This window comes from Extibacter sp. GGCC_0201 (assembly GCF_017566055.1).
GTDB lineage: Bacteria > Bacillota > Clostridia > Lachnospirales > Lachnospiraceae > Extibacter.
Genome location: NZ_JABFCH010000024.1, coordinates 38,159 through 58,922 on the forward strand (window position 1 = coordinate 38,159; position 20,764 = coordinate 58,922).

General features: G+C 47.7%; 20 protein-coding genes, 1 tRNA gene and 1 other annotated feature. Of the genes, 17 read left to right on the top strand and 4 right to left on the bottom strand.

Going from position 1 to position 20,764, the window contains the following annotated elements; translation table 11 throughout:
• The first annotated feature begins 93 nt into the window (after window positions 1-93).
• Window positions 94-546 (top strand): collagen-like protein, encoded by a 453-nt coding sequence (locus HJV72_RS15005; protein ID WP_208072115.1) that lies wholly within the window; start codon window positions 94-96, stop codon window positions 544-546.
• Window positions 547-794: 248 nt separating this feature from the next.
• Here HJV72_RS15005 and HJV72_RS15010 read toward each other — a convergent pair.
• A tRNA-Ala gene (locus tag HJV72_RS15010) sits at window positions 795-867 on the bottom strand.
• Between the two features lie 132 nt (window positions 868-999).
• Window positions 1,000-1,229 (top strand) — a binding site (T-box leader).
• A gap of 112 nt (window positions 1,230-1,341) precedes the next feature.
• On the opposite strand from HJV72_RS15010, the gene HJV72_RS15015 reads away from it, so the two are divergent.
• The 16 genes from HJV72_RS15015 (at window position 1,342) to HJV72_RS15085 (ending at window position 18,646) form a co-directional block, all read left to right on the top strand.
• Window positions 1,342-3,999, top strand: a complete 2,658-nt coding sequence (locus HJV72_RS15015; RefSeq protein ID WP_208072117.1) for a valine--tRNA ligase — start codon at window positions 1,342-1,344, stop codon at window positions 3,997-3,999.
• 9 nt (window positions 4,000-4,008) lie between these two features.
• On the top strand, window positions 4,009-6,213 hold the full coding sequence (locus tag HJV72_RS15020) for an LTA synthase family protein (protein ID WP_208072119.1): 2,205 nt from the start codon (window positions 4,009-4,011) through the stop codon (window positions 6,211-6,213).
• Window positions 6,214-6,224: 11 nt separating this feature from the next.
• The gene (locus tag HJV72_RS15025; protein ID WP_208072157.1) at window positions 6,225-7,532 is read left to right on the top strand and encodes a bifunctional folylpolyglutamate synthase/dihydrofolate synthase; all 1,308 of its coding nucleotides are present in this window, start codon (window positions 6,225-6,227) and stop codon (window positions 7,530-7,532) included.
• Window positions 7,525-7,659, top strand: coding sequence for a hypothetical protein (locus tag HJV72_RS20005; RefSeq protein WP_006442847.1), 135 nt, complete (start codon window positions 7,525-7,527; stop codon window positions 7,657-7,659). The genes HJV72_RS15025 and HJV72_RS20005 overlap by 8 nt, the downstream gene beginning before the upstream one ends.
• Before the next feature lie 20 nt (window positions 7,660-7,679).
• On the top strand, window positions 7,680-9,053 hold the full coding sequence (locus tag HJV72_RS15030; protein WP_208072121.1) for a tetratricopeptide repeat protein: 1,374 nt from the start codon (window positions 7,680-7,682) through the stop codon (window positions 9,051-9,053).
• Between the two features lie 186 nt (window positions 9,054-9,239).
• On the top strand, window positions 9,240-9,551 hold the full coding sequence (locus HJV72_RS15035; protein WP_066573237.1) for an STAS domain-containing protein: 312 nt from the start codon (window positions 9,240-9,242) through the stop codon (window positions 9,549-9,551).
• Window positions 9,552-10,007, top strand: a complete 456-nt coding sequence (spoIIAB, locus tag HJV72_RS15040) for an anti-sigma F factor (protein ID WP_208072123.1) — start codon at window positions 9,552-9,554, stop codon at window positions 10,005-10,007.
• Window positions 9,986-10,699, top strand: a complete 714-nt coding sequence (locus tag HJV72_RS15045) for a SigF/SigG family RNA polymerase sporulation sigma factor (protein WP_208072125.1) — start codon at window positions 9,986-9,988, stop codon at window positions 10,697-10,699. Before spoIIAB ends, HJV72_RS15045 begins: the two co-directional genes overlap by 22 nt.
• A gap of 74 nt (window positions 10,700-10,773) precedes the next feature.
• Complete coding sequence (locus tag HJV72_RS15050; protein ID WP_181992926.1) at window positions 10,774-10,929, top strand: hypothetical protein; 156 nt, start codon at window positions 10,774-10,776, stop codon at window positions 10,927-10,929.
• 2 nt (window positions 10,930-10,931) lie between these two features.
• Complete coding sequence (locus HJV72_RS15055) at window positions 10,932-11,606, top strand: stage V sporulation protein AA (RefSeq protein ID WP_066573242.1); 675 nt, start codon at window positions 10,932-10,934, stop codon at window positions 11,604-11,606.
• On the top strand, window positions 11,566-11,982 hold the full coding sequence (locus HJV72_RS15060; protein ID WP_208072127.1) for a stage V sporulation protein AB: 417 nt from the start codon (window positions 11,566-11,568) through the stop codon (window positions 11,980-11,982). Before HJV72_RS15055 ends, HJV72_RS15060 begins: the two co-directional genes overlap by 41 nt.
• A 120-nt stretch (window positions 11,983-12,102) precedes the next feature.
• Complete coding sequence (locus HJV72_RS15065) at window positions 12,103-12,564, top strand: SpoVA/SpoVAEb family sporulation membrane protein (protein ID WP_208072129.1); 462 nt, start codon at window positions 12,103-12,105, stop codon at window positions 12,562-12,564.
• Window positions 12,565-12,683: 119 nt separating this feature from the next.
• The gene (locus tag HJV72_RS15070) at window positions 12,684-15,407 is read left to right on the top strand and encodes a cation-translocating P-type ATPase (protein WP_208072131.1); all 2,724 of its coding nucleotides are present in this window, start codon (window positions 12,684-12,686) and stop codon (window positions 15,405-15,407) included.
• Window positions 15,408-15,462: 55 nt separating this feature from the next.
• Entirely contained in the window at window positions 15,463-16,467 is a 1,005-nt protein-coding gene (locus HJV72_RS15075) for a stage V sporulation protein AD (RefSeq protein ID WP_066573257.1), read from the top strand.
• Between the two features lie 98 nt (window positions 16,468-16,565).
• Complete coding sequence (gene spoVAE / locus HJV72_RS15080) at window positions 16,566-16,922, top strand: stage V sporulation protein AE (RefSeq protein ID WP_208072133.1); 357 nt, start codon at window positions 16,566-16,568, stop codon at window positions 16,920-16,922.
• Window positions 16,923-17,005: 83 nt separating this feature from the next.
• Window positions 17,006-18,646, top strand: a complete 1,641-nt coding sequence (locus tag HJV72_RS15085) for a Na/Pi cotransporter family protein (RefSeq protein WP_208072135.1) — start codon at window positions 17,006-17,008, stop codon at window positions 18,644-18,646.
• Window positions 18,647-18,790: 144 nt separating this feature from the next.
• Here HJV72_RS15085 and HJV72_RS15090 read toward each other — a convergent pair whose 3' ends face one another.
• The 3 genes from HJV72_RS15090 to HJV72_RS15100 are packed head-to-tail and all read right to left on the bottom strand — an operon-like array spanning window position 18,791 to window position 20,622.
• Window positions 18,791-19,729: a DUF4097 family beta strand repeat-containing protein gene (locus tag HJV72_RS15090; RefSeq protein WP_208072137.1), complete on the bottom strand. Its 939-nt coding sequence runs from the start codon at window positions 19,727-19,729 to the stop codon at window positions 18,791-18,793.
• Window positions 19,719-20,309, bottom strand: coding sequence for a DUF1700 domain-containing protein (locus HJV72_RS15095; RefSeq protein WP_243765661.1), 591 nt, complete (start codon window positions 20,307-20,309; stop codon window positions 19,719-19,721). Before HJV72_RS15095 ends, HJV72_RS15090 begins: the two co-directional genes overlap by 11 nt.
• Window positions 20,302-20,622, bottom strand: coding sequence for a PadR family transcriptional regulator (locus HJV72_RS15100; RefSeq protein ID WP_208072139.1), 321 nt, complete (start codon window positions 20,620-20,622; stop codon window positions 20,302-20,304). The genes HJV72_RS15095 and HJV72_RS15100 overlap by 8 nt, the downstream gene beginning before the upstream one ends.
• Window positions 20,623-20,764 lie beyond the last annotated feature (142 nt).

Here is a 20,764-nt window from a genome sequence, read left to right on the forward strand (position 1 = left end):
CGTTAGAAAAAGAAAAAAATTACCATATTGTCCCTTCTTGTTCCAATTGTTTTTGACAGGATATAGCTACCAAATAACAAGGAGGACATACATATGGAAGAGACAACAAGCTTTATACCGGAAATCTACATCGGTGAAAATGGCAACTGGCACATAGGAGAATCTGACACGCAGGTGCCGGCCAGAGGTCCAAAAGGCGACCCAGGCGTTGCAGGATTTAAAGGACCAAAAGGCGAAAAAGGTGAGACAGGTAAGACGGGACCGCAAGGATTACAGGGAATTCAGGGCCCGAAAGGTGACAAGAGAGACCGGGGACCGGCAGGCCCGGTAAATATCGAGAACAACCTTGAGACGATGGAAGAAGGCTATGCGCTGGACAACCGGCAGGGAGAGGTTTTAAATAGCAAACTAAGATTTGAAACAAAAAATATAGGATCTTATGAAATCGCTATTATAGGACAGGCTGATGTAAATGTAGCTTACACTCCTCCAGATGGTCATACTGTGGTTGGCTTCACCTTGCAGTTACCTCCAAGTACAGCATAAATGCACGGATAATTCTTGCAAAACTATAGTCTAACCATATAGGGAGCCTGGAAACAGTTTTTCCTTCACCGCTGGCACAAAATGACGGCCGGGCGGGCAAGGCCATTTTCTATATTGCACTTCATGTTGCGCCGTGTTGCATAACTGCATATTTTACGGCATATACAGAATAGAAGTTCTGCATACAGAAAACCCGCAATCCCTCTGTTTTGAAAGGATTGCGGGTTCTTAATGATTTTTGCCGGAAGTGGAGTATACGGGACTTGAACCCGTGGCCTCTTGAATGCCATTCAAGCGCGCTCCCAACTGCGCCAATACCCCATGGCATGATTATAACACAAGATTGACAAGTTGAAAACCATATATTTTTAACTCCTTAAGATATTCTGAAAATCCTCTAAACACCTTGACAAACCAGGCTTAGATGGCTATGATATTCATTAGTTTATTAAGATAAAGGCGTTGAAGAAGAAGAGTACGGCACCACCCTTGCAAGAGAGGACCATCCACGGGCTGGAAGATGGTTTCAAGTAGGAGTGACGGAAGGTAGCTTTGGAGCCGGTTGGTTGAAGGGCAAGTAGACCATCCCGGAGTCGTTCCCGTTAGCGAATATGATGAGATGTATAGAAGCAGTTTCTTCTGTACAATGAAGGTGGTACCGCGGATTTCAATTCGCCCTTTACATGCTGGTAAGGGGTGATTTTTTATTTGGCAGGGTGCTTCCTGGCATCCTTTACCTGCCCCGAATTGTGAAAAGAGTGTGAAACATTTACAAAGGAGTATGAGGAGGAAACTATGAGTCAGAACCTGGAAACAACATACAATCCGAAAGAGATTGAACCGAAATTATATGAAAAATGGTGTGAAAACAAATATTTTCATGCTGAAGTGGACAGAAGCAGGAAGCCATTTACAACAGTGATGCCGCCACCGAATATTACCGGCAAACTGCATATGGGACATGCGCTTGATAACACATTGCAGGATATCCTTATCCGCTATAAAAGAATGCAGGGATATAATGCACTCTGGATTCCGGGGACGGACCATGCCGCTATTTCCACAGAGGTTAAAGTTACGAACCAGCTCAAAGGAGAGGGCATTGATAAGAAAGAGCTTGGAAGAGAAAAGTTCTTAGAGCGTACGTGGCAGTGGAAGGATGAATATGCAGGGACGATAGAAGGGCAGCTTAAGAAGCTCGGTGTGTCATGTGACTGGGACAGAGAACGGTTTACTATGGACGAAGGCTGTTCCAAGGCAGTAGAGGAAGTATTCATCAAACTGTATGAAGAAGGATATATTTACAAAGGTTCCAGAATCATCAACTGGTGCCCGGTCTGCAAGACTTCCCTTTCGGATGCAGAGGTTGAACATGAGGAACAAGACGGTTCCTTCTGGCATGTGAAGTATCCGATTGTCGGTACAGACAGATTCCTTGAAATAGCGACCACACGTCCGGAGACGATGCTCGGAGATACCGCGATTGCGGTGCATCCGGATGACGAGCGATATAAAGACATCGTTGGAAAGACGGCATTGCTCCCGCTTGTAGACAGGGAGATTCCGATTGTTGCAGATTACTATGTAGACAAGGAGTTTGGTACAGGCGCCGTAAAGATTACACCGGCTCATGACCCGAACGACTTTGAAGTCGGCAAGCGCCACAATCTTCCGGAAATCAATGTCATGAACGATGACGCTGCCATCAACGAAAATGGCGGAAGATATGCAGGCCTTGAACGGTATGAGGCCAGAAAGAGAATCGTAAAGGACCTTGAGGAACAGGGCTACCTCGTCAAAGTTGTGCCCCATTCCCATAATGTAGGCACTCATGACCGCTGCCATACGACAGTAGAGCCGCTTATCAAGCAGCAGTGGTTCGTAAGGATGGAAGAGCTGGCAAAACCTGCCATTGAAGCAGTCAAGACGGGAGAGCTGAAATTTGTTCCGGAACGTTTTGACAAGATTTATCTGCACTGGCTTGAAAATATACGTGACTGGTGCATCTCCCGCCAGATTTGGTGGGGCCACAGGATTCCGGCCTATTACTGTGACGATTGTGGTGAAGTTGTTGTGGCAAGGCAGAGGCCGGAAGGTTGTCCGCACTGCGGAAGCGCACATTTCACACAGGATGAGGATACGCTTGACACGTGGTTCAGTTCCGCGCTGTGGCCATTTTCCACACTTGGCTGGCCGCAGAAGAATGAAGACCTGGATTACTTTTATCCTACCGACGTGCTAGTGACAGGATATGACATCATCTTCTTCTGGGTTATCCGGATGGTGTTCTCCGGGTATGCGCATACCGGCAAATCGCCGTTCCATACCGTATTCATCCACGGACTTGTGAGAGATTCGATGGGACGTAAGATGAGCAAATCTCTTGGAAATGGTATCGACCCGTTGGAGATTATCGACCAATATGGTGCAGACGCGCTCCGCATGACGCTGGTGACAGGAAATGCACCGGGCAACGATATGCGTTTCTATAATGAAAGAGTAGAAGCGAGCCGTAACTTTGCCAATAAGGTATGGAATGCGTCGCGTTTTATTCTGATGAACATCGAAGGCAAAGAGATAAAAGAGCCGGAAGTGTCTGAACTTCTGCCCGGCGACAGATGGATTTTATCCAAGTGTAACAGGCTGATTCACGACATGACGGAAAATATGGATAAGTTTGAGCTTGGTATTGCGCTTCAGAAGGTTTATGATTTTATCTGGGACGAATTCTGCGACTGGTATATTGAGATTGCGAAGCAGAGAATCTACCGTGCACAGGAAGAGCCGGAGTCAGCCAATGCTGCGCTGTGGGTATTGAAAACTGTGCTGAAAGATGCGCTTAAGCTTCTTCATCCGTTTATGCCTTTCGTATCAGAAGAGATTTATGGCAAGCTTGTGCCTGAGGAGGAGTCACTGATGAGGTCCACATGGCCCAAGTACCGGGAAGACAGGAACTATCCGGAGGCAGAGGACGTGGCAGAGCATCTGAAAGCGATAATTTCCGGCGTGCGAAACATCCGCGCAGAGATGAATGTGCCTGCGGCAAGGAAAACGAAGATTTACGTTGTGAGCGAGGACGAAAAGCTGTGCTGCGGCCTTGACATGCTCAAGGATTCTATTATAAGAATGTCCTGTGCAAGCGACTTTATCATTCAGCATAACAAAGATGGTATCGCGGAAGATGCGGTCTCTGTCGTCGTGCCGGATGCAATTGCCTATGTTCCGCTCAATGAGCTTGTAGATTTTGAACAGGAAACAGAACGTCTGACAAAGGAAGAGGCACGGCTTACAAAAGAAATCGCACGTGCCACAGGGATGCTGAACAATGAGAAGTTCATGAGCAAGGCTCCGGAGGCAAAGGTCCAGGAGGAAAAAGATAAGCTTGTAAAATATCAGCAGATGTTAGAACAGGTAAAAGAAAGGCTGGAAGGATTGAAAGCCAGACAGCCATAAGGGGATAATATGAAGATTCAGATAAAAAAACCTGATATAAAGGGTACATTTCATAAATTGAAAAATATGAATAAGGAAGACGCCAAAGCTTACTGGAAGGCCAGAAAGGAAAGGCGTGCCATGATTATCGAGCAGCGCCGCAACAGCGCTTTTGCAAGGAAGATGAAGCCGGTGTATAAGTTTATGAACCGCTTCTCCCTTCTATTACATGTGATACTTGCATGCTTCCTCAACCTCGTGATTGAAGCGATATCAAGGCATTCCCTGTTTGAAGCATTGGATTATATGACAGGTACGCCTATGGTATTTTTCTACAATGCATTTATGATATTCATAACGTTTTCTATCGTGTACCTGTTCAGGAGGAGAGTATTTGTCAGAATCTTAATCAGCGTGTTCTGGCTCGTTCTTGGAGTGGCCAACGGCTATATGCTGCTTAAGCGGGTCACGCCATTTAACGCGCAGGATCTGAAAGTGGCAAAGGATGGTCTGAGTCTTATCAACAATTATTTTAACGGATTTGAGCTTGTCGTCCTGATCATCGGTATCGCATCCGTCGTCATCTGGGTCGTGTCCATGTGGAAACGCGGCGGGCAGTTCGAAGGCAAGGTCCATCATGTATGGGCATTGCTTGGCATAATCGTATGCTTTGCCGCATATGGGCTTTTCTCTAATCTTGCGGTAGAAAAGAGAGTCGTATCGACGTATTTCGGAAATATAGCATTTGCTTACGAAGATTATGGTTTCCCATACTGCTTTATGGCGAGCGTGTTCAATACGGGCATCAATGAGCCGAACGATTACAATAAGAAGACGATTGAAAAGATAAGCAATAATGGAGAAATTACCAAAAACGAGACCGGCCGTACGCAAGAGGAGCTGCCGAATATCATCTTTATACAGCTGGAATCCTATTTTGACGTGGCAGATGCAGAGTTCTTTACTACATCCGAGGATGCCAGCCCGAACCTACATGCCATGTACAAGAACTATTCCTCCGGCTACTTTAAAGTGCCGTCCGTGGGCGCAGGTACGGCGAATACGGAATTTGAAGTGCTGACAGGCATGAACCTCAGGTATTTTGGCCCCGGCGAGTATCCGTATAAGACGGTGCTTAAGAACCAGACGGCCGAAAGTGCCGCCACTGCATTGGCCGCTCTCGGTTACGGGTCTCATGCGCTGCACAATAACGGGGGAAATTTCTACAGCAGGGCAAATGTATTTAACAATATCGGATTTGACAGTTTTACAAGCAAAGAGTTCATGAATATCCTGCAGACGACAGAGAACGGATGGGCAAAAGACGATATCCTCATCCAGCACATTATGGATGCCATGGATACGACAGAACAGCAGGACTTTGTGTTTGGTGTCAGCGTGCAGGGCCATGGGGATTATCCGGAAGAACAGATAATTGAAAATCCGAAGATCAAGGTGGAAGGTATTGAAGACGAAGGCCTGAAAAATAAATGGGAATACTATGTGAACCAGGTGTATGAGATGGATCAGTTTGCGGGGGACCTCGTAAAGGCCATCGAAGAGAGAGGGGAACCGACAGTGGTCGTATTCTACGGTGACCATCTTCCGACGATGGGGCTGAAAGCGGAAGACCTGAAAGGCCGTTATCTCTACAATACGAACTATGTTATCTGGGACAATATCGGACTGGAGAAAGAAGACCGCAACATTCCGTCCTATCAGATTATGGCGGATGTATTTGACCGCCTTGATATTCATTCCGGAACCGTATTCAACTATCACCAGGAACGCAGGAAGACAAAGAACTACCTGTCGGATCTGGAGCTTCTGCAATATGACATTCTGTATGGCAAGCAATACGTTTATAATGGAAACGTGCCTATCACGGAAGGCCATATGCAGATGGGAGTCAAAGACGTCACGCTCACGAATGTAGTGAAGCATCTCGAGGAGGGCTGCAGCCTGTACGGGGAGAACTTTACAAAGCACAGCAAGGTATTTATTAACGGGGAAAAGCAAAAGAGTACATTTCTGAATAATACCCGGATTGATCTGCCGGAGACTACTCCGTCAGACGGAGACGTCATCACGGTCGTCCAGATGGGCTCCAGCAATACGACCTTCCGGACGTCAAATGAATACGTATATCAGGATGGTGTTCTGACGGTGCAGGAAGGTACCGGGACAGACCCTGATAAATCGTGGACCAAGCAGACTGATAATTCAGGAGAATAGTGGTGAGAGCAGTGAATTATGATGAGGCTGCAGCCTATATTGAAGAGCTGCCCAAATTTACGAAAAAGCACACGCTGGATCATACGAGGGAGTTCTTAAGGCGGCTTGGACATCCGGGTGAAGACCGGAAGATTGTCCATGTGGCAGGGACGAACGGAAAAGGTTCGGTGTGTGCATATATACAAGCGCTGCTGATGGCTGAGGGGAAAAGGACAGGGTTCTTTACGTCCCCTCATCTTATATCCATCAATGAACGGATCCGGATTGATAACATACCGGTGGATGATGAGACATTTCTTGATATATTCTGCCAGGTCATGGAAGTAGTTGAAGAGATGGGGAGGGATGGCATATCTCATCCGTCCTATTTTGAATTTCTCTATGGCATGGGCATGAAGGCGTTTGCTGCGGCAGACGTCGAGTACATCATACTTGAGACTGGGCTGGGCGGAAGGCTTGATGCGACGAATTCTGCGGAACATCCGTGCCTGACTGTCATAACATCTATCAGTCTGGATCACACGGACATACTTGGAGATACGATAGAGAAGATAGCTGCTGAAAAAGCAGGAATCATCAAGACAGGGGTGCCTCTGATCTTCGACGGAAACTGCCGCCCTGCGGCGGAAGTGATTCGGAGGAAGGCAGAAGAGATGCATGCACCCTGTAGAGAAATCTCGAAAAATGCGTACGAAATCCTGGAAGTTGGACGTAAATCTATTGCTTTTTGCAGGGTGAATGCGTATGATAAAGATGTTACGTGGCAGATGCCTGTCTGTGGCGTCTATCAGGTCATGAATGCGGTTCTTGCGCTGGAAGCTGCGGATTATCTTCTCGCAGACGAACACGTCCACGAAGACCGGTGGCAAGAGGCATTGGCTGCGGTAAAGTGGCAGGGCAGGATGGAAGAAGCGGCCCCTCATGTGACGATTGACGGAGCCCACAATCCTGGCGCGGTGGAGGCATTTACAGAGACCGTGCGGATACTGGAAGAAGGAAAAGCTGCAAGGCCTGTAATCATATTTTCCACAGTGGCGGATAAGAGCTATGAACAGATGATATCTTATCTGTGCGGGAACTTAGAGGCATCGGCTTATATTGTCACGGAGATTGATGACAGGCGGAAACTGCCGGCCCGGGAACTGGGACAGGTATTTGAGCGATATACAGATAAAAGAGTCATTGTGAAAAATGAGTTGGGGGATGCCCTCGACACGGCCCGGGATATCAGAGGAGATGGAGAGATCTACTGTCTTGGTTCTCTGTATCTGGCGGGAATGGTGAAGAAGCTGTTGGCAGGAGGAGAAGAGCATGCTTGATTTTGAAGAAGAATTGAAGAAATTCCAGCCCAGTGTGGAAGTGGAAGATATAGAAGATGCGGTCTATCAGGAGGATCTGACTGATATGACGGATATACTCAAGGAAATGATAGAGCAGACGAAGTAGAAGAAGGGTTACGACGATATATGGATTATTCAATGAAACTCTTATACCAGTCCAATTATTGGTATAACGATGGACTTAAGAAAGCCAATATCCGGGATTTATCCGGTGCGATAACATCCTTGAGGCGCAGTTTACAATACAATAGAGCGAACATTGCAGCCAGAAACCTTCTTGGTCTTGTGTATTACGGCAGGGGAGATATCGGCGAGGCTCTGGTAGAGTGGATCCTCAGCAAGAATTTCCAGTCTCATGAAAACATATCCAACTATTACATCCAGAAGCTTCAGGAGACGCCAGGAGAGCTTGATACGCTGAATCAGGCGATTAAGAAGTTCAATCAGGCTCTTGGCTATGCCCGTCAGAACGGTGAGGACCTGGCAATCATACAGCTTAAGAAGGTCGTCGCCGCCCATCCGACATTTGTGAAAGCATATCAGCTTCTTGCGCTATTATATCTACAGACGGAGCAGTATTCCAAAGCGAGGCAGTGCCTGAGGATAGCCCACAAGCTGGACACGACGGATGACATCACGCTCAGGTATATGCATGAGCTGAACCAGGTACGCAGATCTAAAAATGCCAGAATCAAGGAGAAGGATACCGAGGAACAGCAGCAGACCGTTACTTATAATATTGGAAATGAAACAATCATACAGCCGGTGTCATCAAGCTATAAAGAACACACAGGGCTGCATACGATTGTGAATATAGCAATCGGAGTGCTTGTCGGAGTTGCGGTCATGTGGTTTATGATTATGCCCGCGATTAACGCTTCAAAGCAGGATAAGCTCAACAAGCAGACCGTGGCGTTCAGCGACCAGATTGCAACCCAGAAAGCACAGATAAGTGCGTTGAAGAAAGAGCTGGAGGATTACCGTTCCACGAGCGAGGAGACGGAGAATGCCAAAGCAACGGCTACTTCTACCCAGGAAAGCTACGAGATCGTCATGAATATCTCCAAGCATTACAATGCGAAAGATATGAGCAACGATGCCATGCTGGAGGAACTTCTGAAAGTAAATGCCGAGTCCCTCGGAACCGTGGGGCGGGAACGCTTTGACGAGATAACCGGGGAGCTCTATCCCAGGATGTGCGAGGACCTGTACTCTACATCTAAGAATAATTTTGAAGTTGCCAACTATGATACGGCCATCAGCAACCTTGAAAAAGTAATGCAGATGGACGAGGGATATTCGGACGGCGGCGCCAAGCTGCTGCTTGCCCGGTCTTATGAAAAGAAAGGCGACCAGGACAAGGCGAATATCGAGTATCAGAAGATCATCGAGAACTATCCGAACACCGAGGCGGCATCCGAGGCGCAAAGCGCGCTGGATGAACAGAAGGCCGGCGGGGATAGCAAAGACGATGGCGGCACAGACGATCAAACTGAATAAGGAATAAAACAGGGTTACAGAAGATAAAGGATATGCAATTAGATTGCATGTCCTTTTTTGGTGACAACGAAGAAGGGGTTGGGGACGGAGGTTTTTTAGATTTCCTCCGTCCCCAATTAAAAAAGCCCTGTCCCAAATTGAATTTGCCCTGTCCCGATATAAAACATAGAAAAGAGGAGGAGTAACATGAAGTATGAAGTGCAGGAGAATTGTCTTACCATATTCCTGCCGACAGAACTGGATCATCACAATGCAGAGAGCATCAGGCGGGAGGCTGACCATCTGATTGAAAAGAACCATATCCGATATGTAATCTTTGATTTTGAGGATACGGTTTTCTGCGACAGTTCGGGGATTGGCGTGATTATGGGACGCTACAAGCGAATCTATATGTTAGGAGGAGAGGTGTGTGCAGTCCACACCAATGAAAGAATGAAGAAAATATTGACGATGTCCGGAGCAACAAAAATTATGAAGATATATGAGGAGGATAAGTAGATGGAAAATACGAATGAAATGCAGTTAATATTCGACAGCCGATCATCGAATGAGTCGTTCGCCAGGGTGACGGTAGCAGCTTTTATGACCTCGCTGAATCCAACAGTGGAAGAAGTCTCGGATGTCAAGACTGCCGTATCTGAGGCGGTCACCAACGCGATTATCCATGGATATGAGAACGAGATACATAATATCTATATCCGCTGCAGGACAGAGGAAAAGACATTATACCTGGAGATCGAGGACAAGGGAAAAGGGATTCCGGATGTAAAAAGGGCCATGGAGCCGTTGTTTACGACGAAGCCGGAACTGGACCGCTCTGGCATGGGCTTTTCGTTCATGGAAGCTTTCATGGACCATCTGGAAGTTGATTCTGAACCAGGAAAAGGAACAACCGTAAAAATGGAAAAGACTATTGGTAAAGGACGTAAGGTATGGACCACACAATCGCTTTGATTCAAAAATCTCACCAGGGGGATGAAAAAGCGAGAGCACAGTTAGTGGAGGAAAATGCAGGACTTGTATGGTGCATTGTTAAACGTTTTTATAACCGGGGCGCCGAGGCGGAAGACCTGTTCCAGGTCGGGAATATCGGACTTTTAAAAGCAATCGACAAGTTTGACATGTCGTATGAAGTGAAGTTCTCGACCTATGCTGTTCCGATGATATCAGGAGAGATAAAACGTTTCCTGAGAGATGACGGTATGATCAAGGTGAGCCGTTCGTTAAAGGAGCTTGCCTATAAAGCATATCTCTGTCAGGAAAGGCTTCAGGAGGCACTTGGACGGGAACCGACCATCACCGAGATAGCAGAATACCTTGAGGTCGACAGGGAAGAGCTTACGATGGCTCTGGATGCAAGCGGTGATATCGAATCGCTGCATAAACCGATATATCAAAAGGAAGGACAGGAAATCCGCCTTATGGACAAGCTGCCGGAAAAGGAAGGCGGAGAGGAGAAAATACTGAACCATATGCTGCTCCAGCAGCTGCTGGAATATCTGAACAAAGATGAACGACAGCTTATCTATCTGCGGTATTTTGCCAACCAGACGCAGTCGCAGGTAGGTCAGGAGCTGGGTATATCCCAGGTTCAGGTATCGCGTCTGGAAAAGAAAATATTAAAACGTCTGCGCGAAAGAATATAAAAAGCATACCCGTGTATATTTTCCCGAAATATATCCATACTAACCCACAAAAGAAGTATAAGGAGGGTGTCAGTATGGATGAGGCCAGGAAAAAACTCCGGGTATGCTTAATTTGTGTTGTGGCGGCGGCCGTGATAATCGGCTGTATCTACTACTTTAATGATGTAAGAAGCAAAAGCGACATCAGCGAGGGGACATTAATCATGACTGAAACGGAAAGCAGGGTGTAGGCATGGCGGCAAACAGCGAGACAGTATATATAAAAGCGGACAGGAACGTAGAGGTCACCAAGCCCGATGTGACGTTAGGGGACGTGCTTACGATGGAATGCTCCAATCCGTCGGTCGTTCCGAAGCTGAATACACTGAAGCTTCTAAAGTTTCATCACACAGATAAGAAAAGCCAGAACAGAGTTGCAGTATCTATCTTAAAAGTGATAGAAATTATCCACGAGCAGTTCCCCAACATGGATATACAGAACCTGGGGGAGCAAGATTTTATCGTAACATACGAACAGCAGCAGACGGCCGGTGGACTTGTACATGCCCTGAAAGCAGCAAGTGTTATCGTCATTACGTTCATAGGTGCTGCATTTTCTATTATGGCCTTTAACAATGACGTTGATACGGTCAAGCTGTTCTCTCAGATATATAAGCTTGTGACAGGGCAGAAGTCTAGTGGCTTTACGATTCTGGAGCTTACGTATTGTATCGGGCTGATTATAGGTATTCTCATATTCTTTAATCACTTTGGAAAGAAAAAATTCACCGTAGATCCGACTCCAATGGAAGTTGAGATGCGTCTTTATGAAAATGATATCCAGACGACATTGATAGAAACTTATTCCAGAAAGGGCAAAGAGCAGGATGTGGGCAGCACAAATCCTTCTGGCACTCATCGGACTTAGCGCCGGAGTAGTTGTTGCCGGCGGTCTGTTTTCCTTTATCATCGGACTTGGAGTCGTATCCGATTTTGCAGACCGTACGCACACCGGAGAACACATCTTATTGTATGAGGACTGCGTCGCACTTGGCGGCATGCTTGGCAATATATTCTTTATCTACAGGATTGACATACCGCACGGCGGCTTCCTGCTGCCGATATTCGGGCTGTTTGCAGGCATATTTGTTGGCTGCTGGTCCATGGCGCTGGCAGAAATCTTAAACGTATTTCCAATTTTTATCCGGCGGGTAAAGCTATTGAGATACATCCCTTATCTAATCGCCGGGATGGCATTGGGCAAAGGAATCGGCTCACTGATATTCTTTTTCAACCGTTGGTAAAAAGAGACACGGCAAAATCAATCGGGGACAGGGGAAAGTGAGGTTGGGGACGGAGGTTTTTTAAAAAACCTCCGTCCCCAACCTCACCCGCCCGAGTTATCCCCAAAAGGAGGTATAATTGTGGATAAGCAAAAACAGCAGCAGGCTTATGAAAATTATGTTAAACAGAAAACGCCGGTACACAATCTTCCGGCAAATATGGCGAAGGCTTTCGTTATCGGAGGCATCATCTGTGTCATAGGACAGGCAATTTTGAATTATTGTGAGAAGGTGGGGCTTGATAAGGACACGAGTGCGGGATGGACGTCTCTCATTCTTATCCTGCTCAGCGTACTGCTGACCGGGATTAATGTATACCCGAGCATCGCCAAATGGGGCGGAGCCGGCGCGCTTGTGCCAATTACCGGTTTCGCTAACTCTGTGGCAGCGCCTGCCATAGAATACAAGAAGGAAGGCCAGGTCATGGGTATTGGCTGTAAGATTTTCACGATTGCAGGTCCGGTTATTCTGTATGGTATTTTCACGAGCTGGGCCATCGGGTTTGGATATTGGATTTTAAAACTTGCGGACATCATCAAATAGATTTTTTCAATAGACAACATATTCCCGATTCTTACCGCATAAGGTTGTACTAGGACAGGAAGTACAGGCCTGTTGAATTCCATTTTAAGGGGTTAATGCGGATAAGGAGAGGGAATATTATGTTTGAAAACAAGACAGTCAGGGAGACATGCGAAGAGCTGAGAACTAATTCAGAGCATGGCCTTTCCTATGCGGAAGCAGCGCAGCGCCTGCAGGACAATGGTACAAATGAGCTCAAGTCTGCCAGAAAGAAGACGAAGATTGAGTCGTTCTTCGAGCAGCTTAATGACCCGCTCATATATGTCCTGCTTGCCGCGGCGGCGGTTTCTATACTGTTACAGGAAGTCAGCGATGCCATCATTATAATCGTCGTAGTGCTGATGAACGCGTTTGTCGGTATCATCCAAGAAGGAAAGGCGCAAAAAGCGCTAGATTCCCTGAAGAAGCTGACAAGCCCAAGGGCAATCGTAATCCGTGAAGGAAAAGAGCAGGAGGTACAGGCGTCTTCGCTCGTGCCAGGAGACATCGTATGTCTGGACGCCGGCTGCCAGGTACCTGCCGATATGAGGCTTGTCAAGGCAAATAATCTAAAGATAGAAGAATCTGCGCTGACCGGAGAATCGCTGCCGATTGAAAAAAATGTAGACTTTATTGCCGGAAAAGGGAAGGGACAAGGATACAAAGCGTCGTCCGTTCCACTTGGAGACCGCAGAAACATGGCATATATGTCCACCATTGTGACAAACGGGCGTGGGATTGGGATAGTGACAGCCACAGGGATGCATACAGAAATCGGGAAGATAGCGGCACTGATCAATGACAGCCAGGAGGAGATAACACCGCTGCAGAAGCGCCTGGGAGAACTTGGAAAGATGCTGAGCATACTGTCGCTTGGACTGTGCGCCGCCTTATTTGTGATTGCGGTACTACAGCACCGTAACATGGCAGAGATGCTTATCACAGCCATATCACTTGCAGTGGCCGCGGTACCGGAAGGGCTTCCGGCCGTCGTTACAATCTGTCTGGCACTAAGCGTGACGCGGATGGTAAAGGTACATACGATAGTCAGGAGGCTCCCTTCTGTAGAAACGCTCGGAGCAGTAAGCGTTGTCTGCTCTGACAAGACGGGGACGCTGACACAGAATAAGATGACAGTGGAAGGCTGCTATATCAATCAGAGAATCTTAGACAAGAAGGAGCTAAACGTAAGGGAACATAAGGAGCTGCTACAGGGAATGACGTTGTGTAACGACGCAGTCCAGAAGGATGGAAACAGCATCGGCGACCCGACAGAACTGGCCCTTTTGAATCTTGCGGAACAGTATGGCATCCGAAGGGAAGCGCTGGAGAAGGAGATGCCGAGGAAAAAGGAGCTGCCCTTTGACTCCGGGCGCAAGATGATGTCCACCATGCACAAGAACGGCTCTTCTAACGTGACGTATACAAAAGGCGCTCCGGACGTGGTACTCAAAAGATGCAGCCGCATACTGATACGAGGCAATGTTACGGCCATGACGGAAACGCACCGCCGCCAGATTCAAGAAGCAATCGAGAAAATGTCTTCGCAGGCGCTGAGAACGCTGGCAGTGGCTATGCGCGTTGGTGGTACGGCACCGGTGGAACGGGAATTGACTTTTATTGGAATGGTGGGGATGAGAGACCCGGCCAGGCCGGAGGCAAAAGGTGCGGTGGCCAGATTCAAGCAGGCAGGAGTTACGACGGTAATGATAACAGGAGACCATGTAGACACTGCATTTGCAATAGCCCGGCAGCTTGGCATAGTAGAACGCCAGGAACAGTGCATGACAGGAGAAGAAGTGCAGAACCTGCCGGAGGATAAGTTTTTGAAGAAGCTGGACGACGTACGTGTATTTGCCCGGGTATCCCCGGAACATAAGGTACGTATTGTAAAAGGATTTAAGACAAGGGGAAATATCGTTGCGATGACGGGCGACGGTGTAAATGATGCCCCTTCCCTCAAATCAGCAGATGTGGGAATCGCGATGGGAATGACAGGGACCGATGTGGCCAGGCAGGCATCGGACATCATATTGACAGACGATAATTTTGCAACGATAGAGAAAGCCATTGAAGAAGGCAGAGGAGTGTACGAGAACATCCGAAAGACGGTAATATTTCTCCTGTCCTCCAACCTCGGCGAGATTATGACGATGTTTCTCGCTGTGCTCTGTGACATCGCGTCGCCGCTGAAATCAAGCCACATCCTCTGGATCAACCTGATTACAGACTCCTTGCCGGCGCTGGCGCTTGGCGTGGATGAAAACGACGGGGACAGCCTGATGGAAGAGCCTCCGAGAAAAGCCAAGGAAAGCCTGTTCGCGAGAGGGGGCCTGGCATGTACATGTTTCTATGGACTGCTCATTGCGGGAATCAGCCTGACTGCATTTTTTACGGTTCCTTATGAACTGCTCATGAGCAAAGGCGCCCCGTTTTCGATTTCCAATATCGCGCTTGCACTCCAGAGCGAAGAGATACTCATGAGAGCCCAGACATACGCATTTACAGTATTGGGGATGTCGCAGCTGTTCCATGCGGTTGGGATGCGGGATATCCACAGGTCGGTGTTCCGCATGAACCATCTGGAAAATAAATGGATGATTGTAGCCTTTATACTTGGATTCGTACTTCAGATATCTGTGACGGAGATTCCGGTACTCATCCAGGCTTTCGGCACGGTCCATCTCGAACTTCATGAATGGATCCGGCTGACGATGCTGGCAGCATTTCCAATACTGGCCCATGAGCTTATGGTGTTTTTGCAAAAACCGGAAAAGGATGTATGCAATCAAGTGAAAATGGAAAGCATAAGAATCGATAGGTAATCCTATCGGTTCTTTTATGTTATTAAGGAATAGTAAGATAGGAAGGGAAACAAGAATGATTCAGGGATTACAAAGCATTGCGTTTGAAAACTCACCTTATATAGTCGGCAGCGCATCCGTTGTTGGAAAAAAAGAAGGAGAAGGGCCGCTCGGAAGCATGTTCGACATGGTGGAAGAAAATGACCTATTCGGCGAAGAGACGTGGGAGGCGGCAGAGAGTACCATGCAGAAAGAGGCGTGCGTACTTGCCCTTGGCAAAGCACATATGGACGCACGGGATATAAGATACCTGTTCGGCGGGGATCTACTAAGGCAGGGGGTAGCCACTTCGATGGGCGTCGAGGAGCTGAGCATACCGATGTTCGGCCTTTACGGTGCCTGCTCTACATCGGGAGAAGCTATCGCGCTGGCATCCATGAGCGTAGCCGCGGGATATGGCGATAACATGCTGGCAGTTACATCCAGCCATTTTGGAAGTGCAGAAAAAGAATTCCGTTTTCCGCTCGGATATGCGAATCAGAGGCCGCTCTCCGCACACTGGACTGTAACGGGCAGCGGAGCATTCGTGGTCGGAACGAAGCGCAGCCATGTACGTGTGACAGGTATCACCGTCGGTAAGATTGTAGATTACGGACTTAAAGATTCACAGAACATGGGAGCATGCATGGCACCTGCTGCCTGCGACACGATATTGAGGAATCTGGAAGATTTCGGCCGTACGCCAGATGACTACAACCGTATCGTGACAGGCGATCTGGGATATGTCGGACAAAGCATCCTGTTCGATCTGATGAGGGGAAAAAACGTTGATATAAAGAAAAATCATATGGACTGCGGAATGACGATCTATGACCAGAAGACACAGGACACCCATGCCGGAGGGAGCGGCTGCGGGTGTGCGGCCGTAACACTTTCCTCCTATATACTGCCGAAGCTAGAGCGGGGAGAGTGGAAACGGATACTTTTCGTGCCGACGGGCGCCCTCATGTCCACCGTCAGCTTCAACGAAGGAGAAAGCGTGCCGGGTATTGCACACGGCATAGTGCTCGAACACTGCTGAGAAGGGACACGGCAAAACGAAAAAGGGACAGGGAAAATTTAATTTGGGACGGAGTTTTTCTAAAAATACCCCGTCCCCAATTTACAAGGAGGTAGGATATGGATTATGTTAATGCATTCTGGATTGGGGGACTGATCTGTGCTCTTGTACAGATTCTGCTGGACAGGACGAAGCTGATGCCGGGCCGCGTCATGGTACTGCTCGTATGTTCGGGAGCGGTGCTCGGGGCGCTTCAGATATATGAGCCATTTCTTAAGTTTGCCGGTGCCGGTGCAAGTGTACCACTATTAGGGTTCGGCAATGTGTTGTGGAAAGGCGTTAAAGAGGCGGTAGACAGCCACGGATTCATCGGTATCTTCATGGGAGGATTCAAGGCCAGTGCAGTGGGAATCTCTGCGGCTCTCATCTTTGGATATCTGGCATCTTTGATATTTGAACCTAAAATGAAAAAATAAAAAATCTTGTTGTTTTCTCCTTATGATAATGGTATTGTAAAAATGATGGTTTTGAAGGATATGAGTACATTAGGAGGAAATCAATGGACTACGTAAATATTATAATCCCCTTTGTCGGTGGTCTCGGCATGTTCATCTACGGCATGCAGATTATGGCGCAGGGACTGGAAAACGCGGCAGGCAATAAGATGAAATCACTGCTGGAAGTGCTGACGAAGAATAAGCTCATGGGGGTGCTTCTCGGCGCGGCAATCACGGCAGTAATACAGAGCTCATCAGCCACGACAGTCATGGTCGTAGGCTTTGTAAATGCCGGCATCATGAACCTGTCTCAGGCGATGGGGGTCATCATGGGTGCCAATGTCGGGACGACAGTGACCGGCTGGCTTGTCTCATCTGTAGAGTGGGCGGAATTTCTAAGCCCGTCAAAAGTAGCCCCGATTGCAGTCATGCTCGGTGTTGTCATCATGCTTATCGGAAAGAGACGTTCTTCAAAGGAAATAGCAAGTATTATCGTAGGTTTCGGTCTTCTGTTCATCGGTATCACGACGATGTCCTCGGCAGTCGCGCCGCTTCAGGATTCCGAAGGATTTCGCAATATATTCGTGACATTGGGAGGCAGCCCGCTTCTCGGCATACTTGCGGGTGCACTGGTCACGGCAATCATCCAGAGTTCATCCGCGTCCGTCGGTATACTGCAGAGTCTTGCCGCCGCGGGCCTCGTGCCGTTTAGCGCGGCAATCTATATTATCATGGGACAGAACATTGGAACATGTGTGACTGCCATGCTGTCCAGTATGGGGGCTAAAAAGAATGCCAAGACGGCAGCGCTCATGCATCTTCTGTTTAACATTATCGGAACGGTAATATTCAGCCTGATTGCTATCTTGTACTTTGAAGTGCTGAATCCGCTTGCGGGCACCGGAGTTATAACACAGACGCAGATAAGCTTGGTTCATACGGTCTTCAATATTGGAACCACGGTACTTCTGTTCCCTATGTCCAACTGGATTATCAGGCTGGCAAAGAAAATCGGCCGGGTGGAAGAAGCAGAGCAGGACAAGAGCAGGGTGCTGTTGGACGACCGTATTCTGGAGACACCGGTTATGGCGTTGCAGTCAACGGTAAAGGAAGTCGCACGTATGGGACAGATTGTAGAGGATTCTCTCGATGTTGCGAGAAATGTCTTATTTACGAAGAGCCACGACGACATCCAGTTCCTGAAGGATGAAGAGTCCACGGTGGACAGGCTTAGTGCAGGCATCACGGCATATTCCATCAAGCTGAGCTCCCTGCAGATAAGCGAACGGGAACACCAGGATGTGGCACATCTGCTTCAGATGGTGTCTGACATAGAGCGGATCAGCGATTACTGTGAAAATATTTCCGAGTTTGCGGAGACGTTGTATGAGAAAAAGGTGACATTCTCTGACGTAGGTAAAGAACAGCTGGAAGAGATGCTCGACGTATGTATCGACAGTTACAAATATGCACTCAGAGCTTTCAATGAAGGCAGCAGGGAGATGGCGCTGAAGGTGATTGAAAAAGAGACAAAGGCTGACGATCTGGAGATTGCACTTCGCAGCAAGCATATCAAGCGTCTGACAAATAACCAGTGCAATACGGAGGCAGGTATCGTGTTCCTGGATACACTTGTCTGTCTGGAACGTATCTCAGACCATGCAAGGAATATTGCAGAAGAAGTATTAGAGCAGATAGCATAACCTCGGTGAGGACGGTCATGTAAGCAAGAAGAGCCGGAATCAGGCAAAGCGATGTTACCTCACATAACATCTCTGGCCTGATTCCGGCTCTTCCTCATTGTTCTACTCTATCCGGCTTGTATCCGCCTCACGTAAACTTCCAGATTAACGCGCATCAAAGATACGGATATCCCCATCTTCGCAGCTTACCTTTACCGTCTTCCCGGACGTACCTGTCACACGGCACTGGCTGCCGTCATCACCGGATATGACATCATATTCCGGTATTTGTATATTGCCATATTCTGTGACAAGGTCTAAAGAATAATCCTTGACAGAGGCGGACAGTCCAAGATGCACGTCACCGTATTCGTTCTCAATCTCCGCACTTCCGGTAATGAGACGTTCCACTGTAAAGTCACCGTCATTGAGCCCAGCGTCAAGAGTATCGCTTTCTAATTCTTTCAGTGAGATGTCACCATATTCATTCGTCATCTCTATCCGTTCGGTCTTGATTTTCTGACTTGAAAAATAGCCGTCGTCAAGAGAGGCAGAGAACGTCGTCCCCTCGAAATCTTTCAACGTGACATCCCCATACTCCGACCTGATATCCAAAGTGTCGGCTTTTATGGCCGGCAGATTGATATTCCCGTCTTCCGTCTGTAAATGAACAGTATTGAATACGGTATTTTCCGGTATATAGAGCTTTACATAGTTATCTGTAAAGTCACCGGTCTGAGGTATCATAAAGGTAAAGTTAAAAAAACGCCTATACTCCGCCTCTCTTACTGTCAGATGCCCTTCCTTTACCGTACATACAGGCTTTTTCGGACCCACCAGGCAGTATTCGATTCGAAATGTATCTGACGGGATAATCTGGAGGTCTGCATAGTCCAGGTCTATGTCAATGCTTGTAAATTCCTCAAGCTTGTTTTCGCCGCGGACATAGCTTTTCTGCTCTGCATCATCTGTACCGGAGTGTATCCCGTCACCGTCGACGTAGAATCCCGGGCGTCCCCCCAGGAGTATTCCGAGAATCAGTATAACGATTCCCGCTCCGAAACAAATAAAAGAGATCAACCATATTTTCTTCTTATTTTTCATGTCTGTTCCCCCCCTTGGCAATCTTTCCGAATAATTTCGTCATAGTGTTCAAGAACCATCTGCAGAGCGCTATGCAGCCTATGATGACCCAGATACCTATTCCTGCGCCGATCAGGCCGGCTCCTATCGTCGCGATTCCGTTTGCGGGCGAGGTGAACAGGAACCAGATGCCGATTACTATGGCAGGTACCGAGGATGCCGCAAATGCCAGTGCTGCACAGAACACGGCAAATATAAGCGATACGATGACCAGAACAAAGGCAAGACCGAGCGCTGCGGCGGCAAACGCAAGCGGCAGGCCTATCGGCGCCGCAAATATGGCCAGGATGCCAACCCATACGGCAGAGAAGCTTCTCTTCACATTCTTCGTAGGTTTCTGTGCGTTTTCTACCGCAAAATCGCGGATAATCTGGTCGGCTGCGAGTGCAGGTGACCCTAAGTCTTCGATTGCCTGATTCTCATTTTCGGCTCCTGCGTCTTCAAAATATTCTTCAAAATAGCTGATAGCACGGTCATAGTCTTCTTTCGGAAGCCGTCTGAGTCCATGCTCCAGGCTTTTCATATAATCTGCCCTATTCAATGTCCATACCTCCCTTTACAACCTGGTCTACCGCATCTTTGTACAGCGACCATTCCTTGCTGAGCATTTCAAAAGTCTGTTTTCCTTCGTCAGTGATTCTGTAATATTTCCGGTTCCTCCCCTGATATGGCTGGTCGTATGCTGTCAGGTAATTCTGTTCCTGCAGCCTTCGCAGTACCGGATACAGTGTAGAATCTTTCGTGTTCGATACCTGCTTGATTACCTGGCTTATCTGGTAACCGTAGGAATCTTCCTTGTCTACCACTGCGAGGACAAGAAGATCAAACATCGGTGTATTCATTGGGAATATCATTTCCTCACCCTTTCTATATGTTTTTGATAAGCATATTATATATCGTATAATATATAATGTCAACATATATATAAAGGAAAAGTATATAATTATATGGAACTTATATGACTATGCTGTTTAAACAGCGTATGAGCGCTGGTTT

What these genes read in the sequence shown, in the direction of transcription:
- HJV72_RS15005 (WP_208072115.1), top strand. Translation starts at nt 94, where the DNA reads ATGGAAGAGACAACAAGCTTTATACCGGAAATCTACATCGGTGAAAAT.
- HJV72_RS15015 (WP_208072117.1), top strand. Translation starts at nt 1,342, where the DNA reads ATGAGTCAGAACCTGGAAACAACATACAATCCGAAAGAGATTGAACCG.
- HJV72_RS15020 (WP_208072119.1), top strand. Translation starts at nt 4,009, where the DNA reads ATGAAGATTCAGATAAAAAAACCTGATATAAAGGGTACATTTCATAAA.
- HJV72_RS20005 (WP_006442847.1), top strand. Translation starts at nt 7,525, where the DNA reads ATGCTTGATTTTGAAGAAGAATTGAAGAAATTCCAGCCCAGTGTGGAA.
- HJV72_RS15030 (WP_208072121.1), top strand. Translation starts at nt 7,680, where the DNA reads ATGGATTATTCAATGAAACTCTTATACCAGTCCAATTATTGGTATAAC.
- HJV72_RS15035 (WP_066573237.1), top strand. Translation starts at nt 9,240, where the DNA reads ATGAAGTATGAAGTGCAGGAGAATTGTCTTACCATATTCCTGCCGACA.
- spoIIAB (WP_208072123.1), top strand. Translation starts at nt 9,552, where the DNA reads ATGGAAAATACGAATGAAATGCAGTTAATATTCGACAGCCGATCATCG.
- HJV72_RS15045 (WP_208072125.1), top strand. Translation starts at nt 9,986, where the DNA reads ATGGACCACACAATCGCTTTGATTCAAAAATCTCACCAGGGGGATGAA.
- HJV72_RS15050 (WP_181992926.1), top strand. Translation starts at nt 10,774, where the DNA reads ATGGATGAGGCCAGGAAAAAACTCCGGGTATGCTTAATTTGTGTTGTG.
- HJV72_RS15055 (WP_066573242.1), top strand. Translation starts at nt 10,932, where the DNA reads ATGGCGGCAAACAGCGAGACAGTATATATAAAAGCGGACAGGAACGTA.
- HJV72_RS15060 (WP_208072127.1), top strand. Translation starts at nt 11,566, where the DNA reads ATGTGGGCAGCACAAATCCTTCTGGCACTCATCGGACTTAGCGCCGGA.
- HJV72_RS15070 (WP_208072131.1), top strand. Translation starts at nt 12,684, where the DNA reads ATGTTTGAAAACAAGACAGTCAGGGAGACATGCGAAGAGCTGAGAACT.
- HJV72_RS15075 (WP_066573257.1), top strand. Translation starts at nt 15,463, where the DNA reads ATGATTCAGGGATTACAAAGCATTGCGTTTGAAAACTCACCTTATATA.
- spoVAE (WP_208072133.1), top strand. Translation starts at nt 16,566, where the DNA reads ATGGATTATGTTAATGCATTCTGGATTGGGGGACTGATCTGTGCTCTT.
- HJV72_RS15085 (WP_208072135.1), top strand. Translation starts at nt 17,006, where the DNA reads ATGGACTACGTAAATATTATAATCCCCTTTGTCGGTGGTCTCGGCATG.
- HJV72_RS15090 (WP_208072137.1), bottom strand. Translation starts at nt 19,729, where the DNA reads ATGAAAAATAAGAAGAAAATATGGTTGATCTCTTTTATTTGTTTCGGA.
- HJV72_RS15100 (WP_208072139.1), bottom strand. Translation starts at nt 20,622, where the DNA reads ATGATATTCCCAATGAATACACCGATGTTTGATCTTCTTGTCCTCGCA.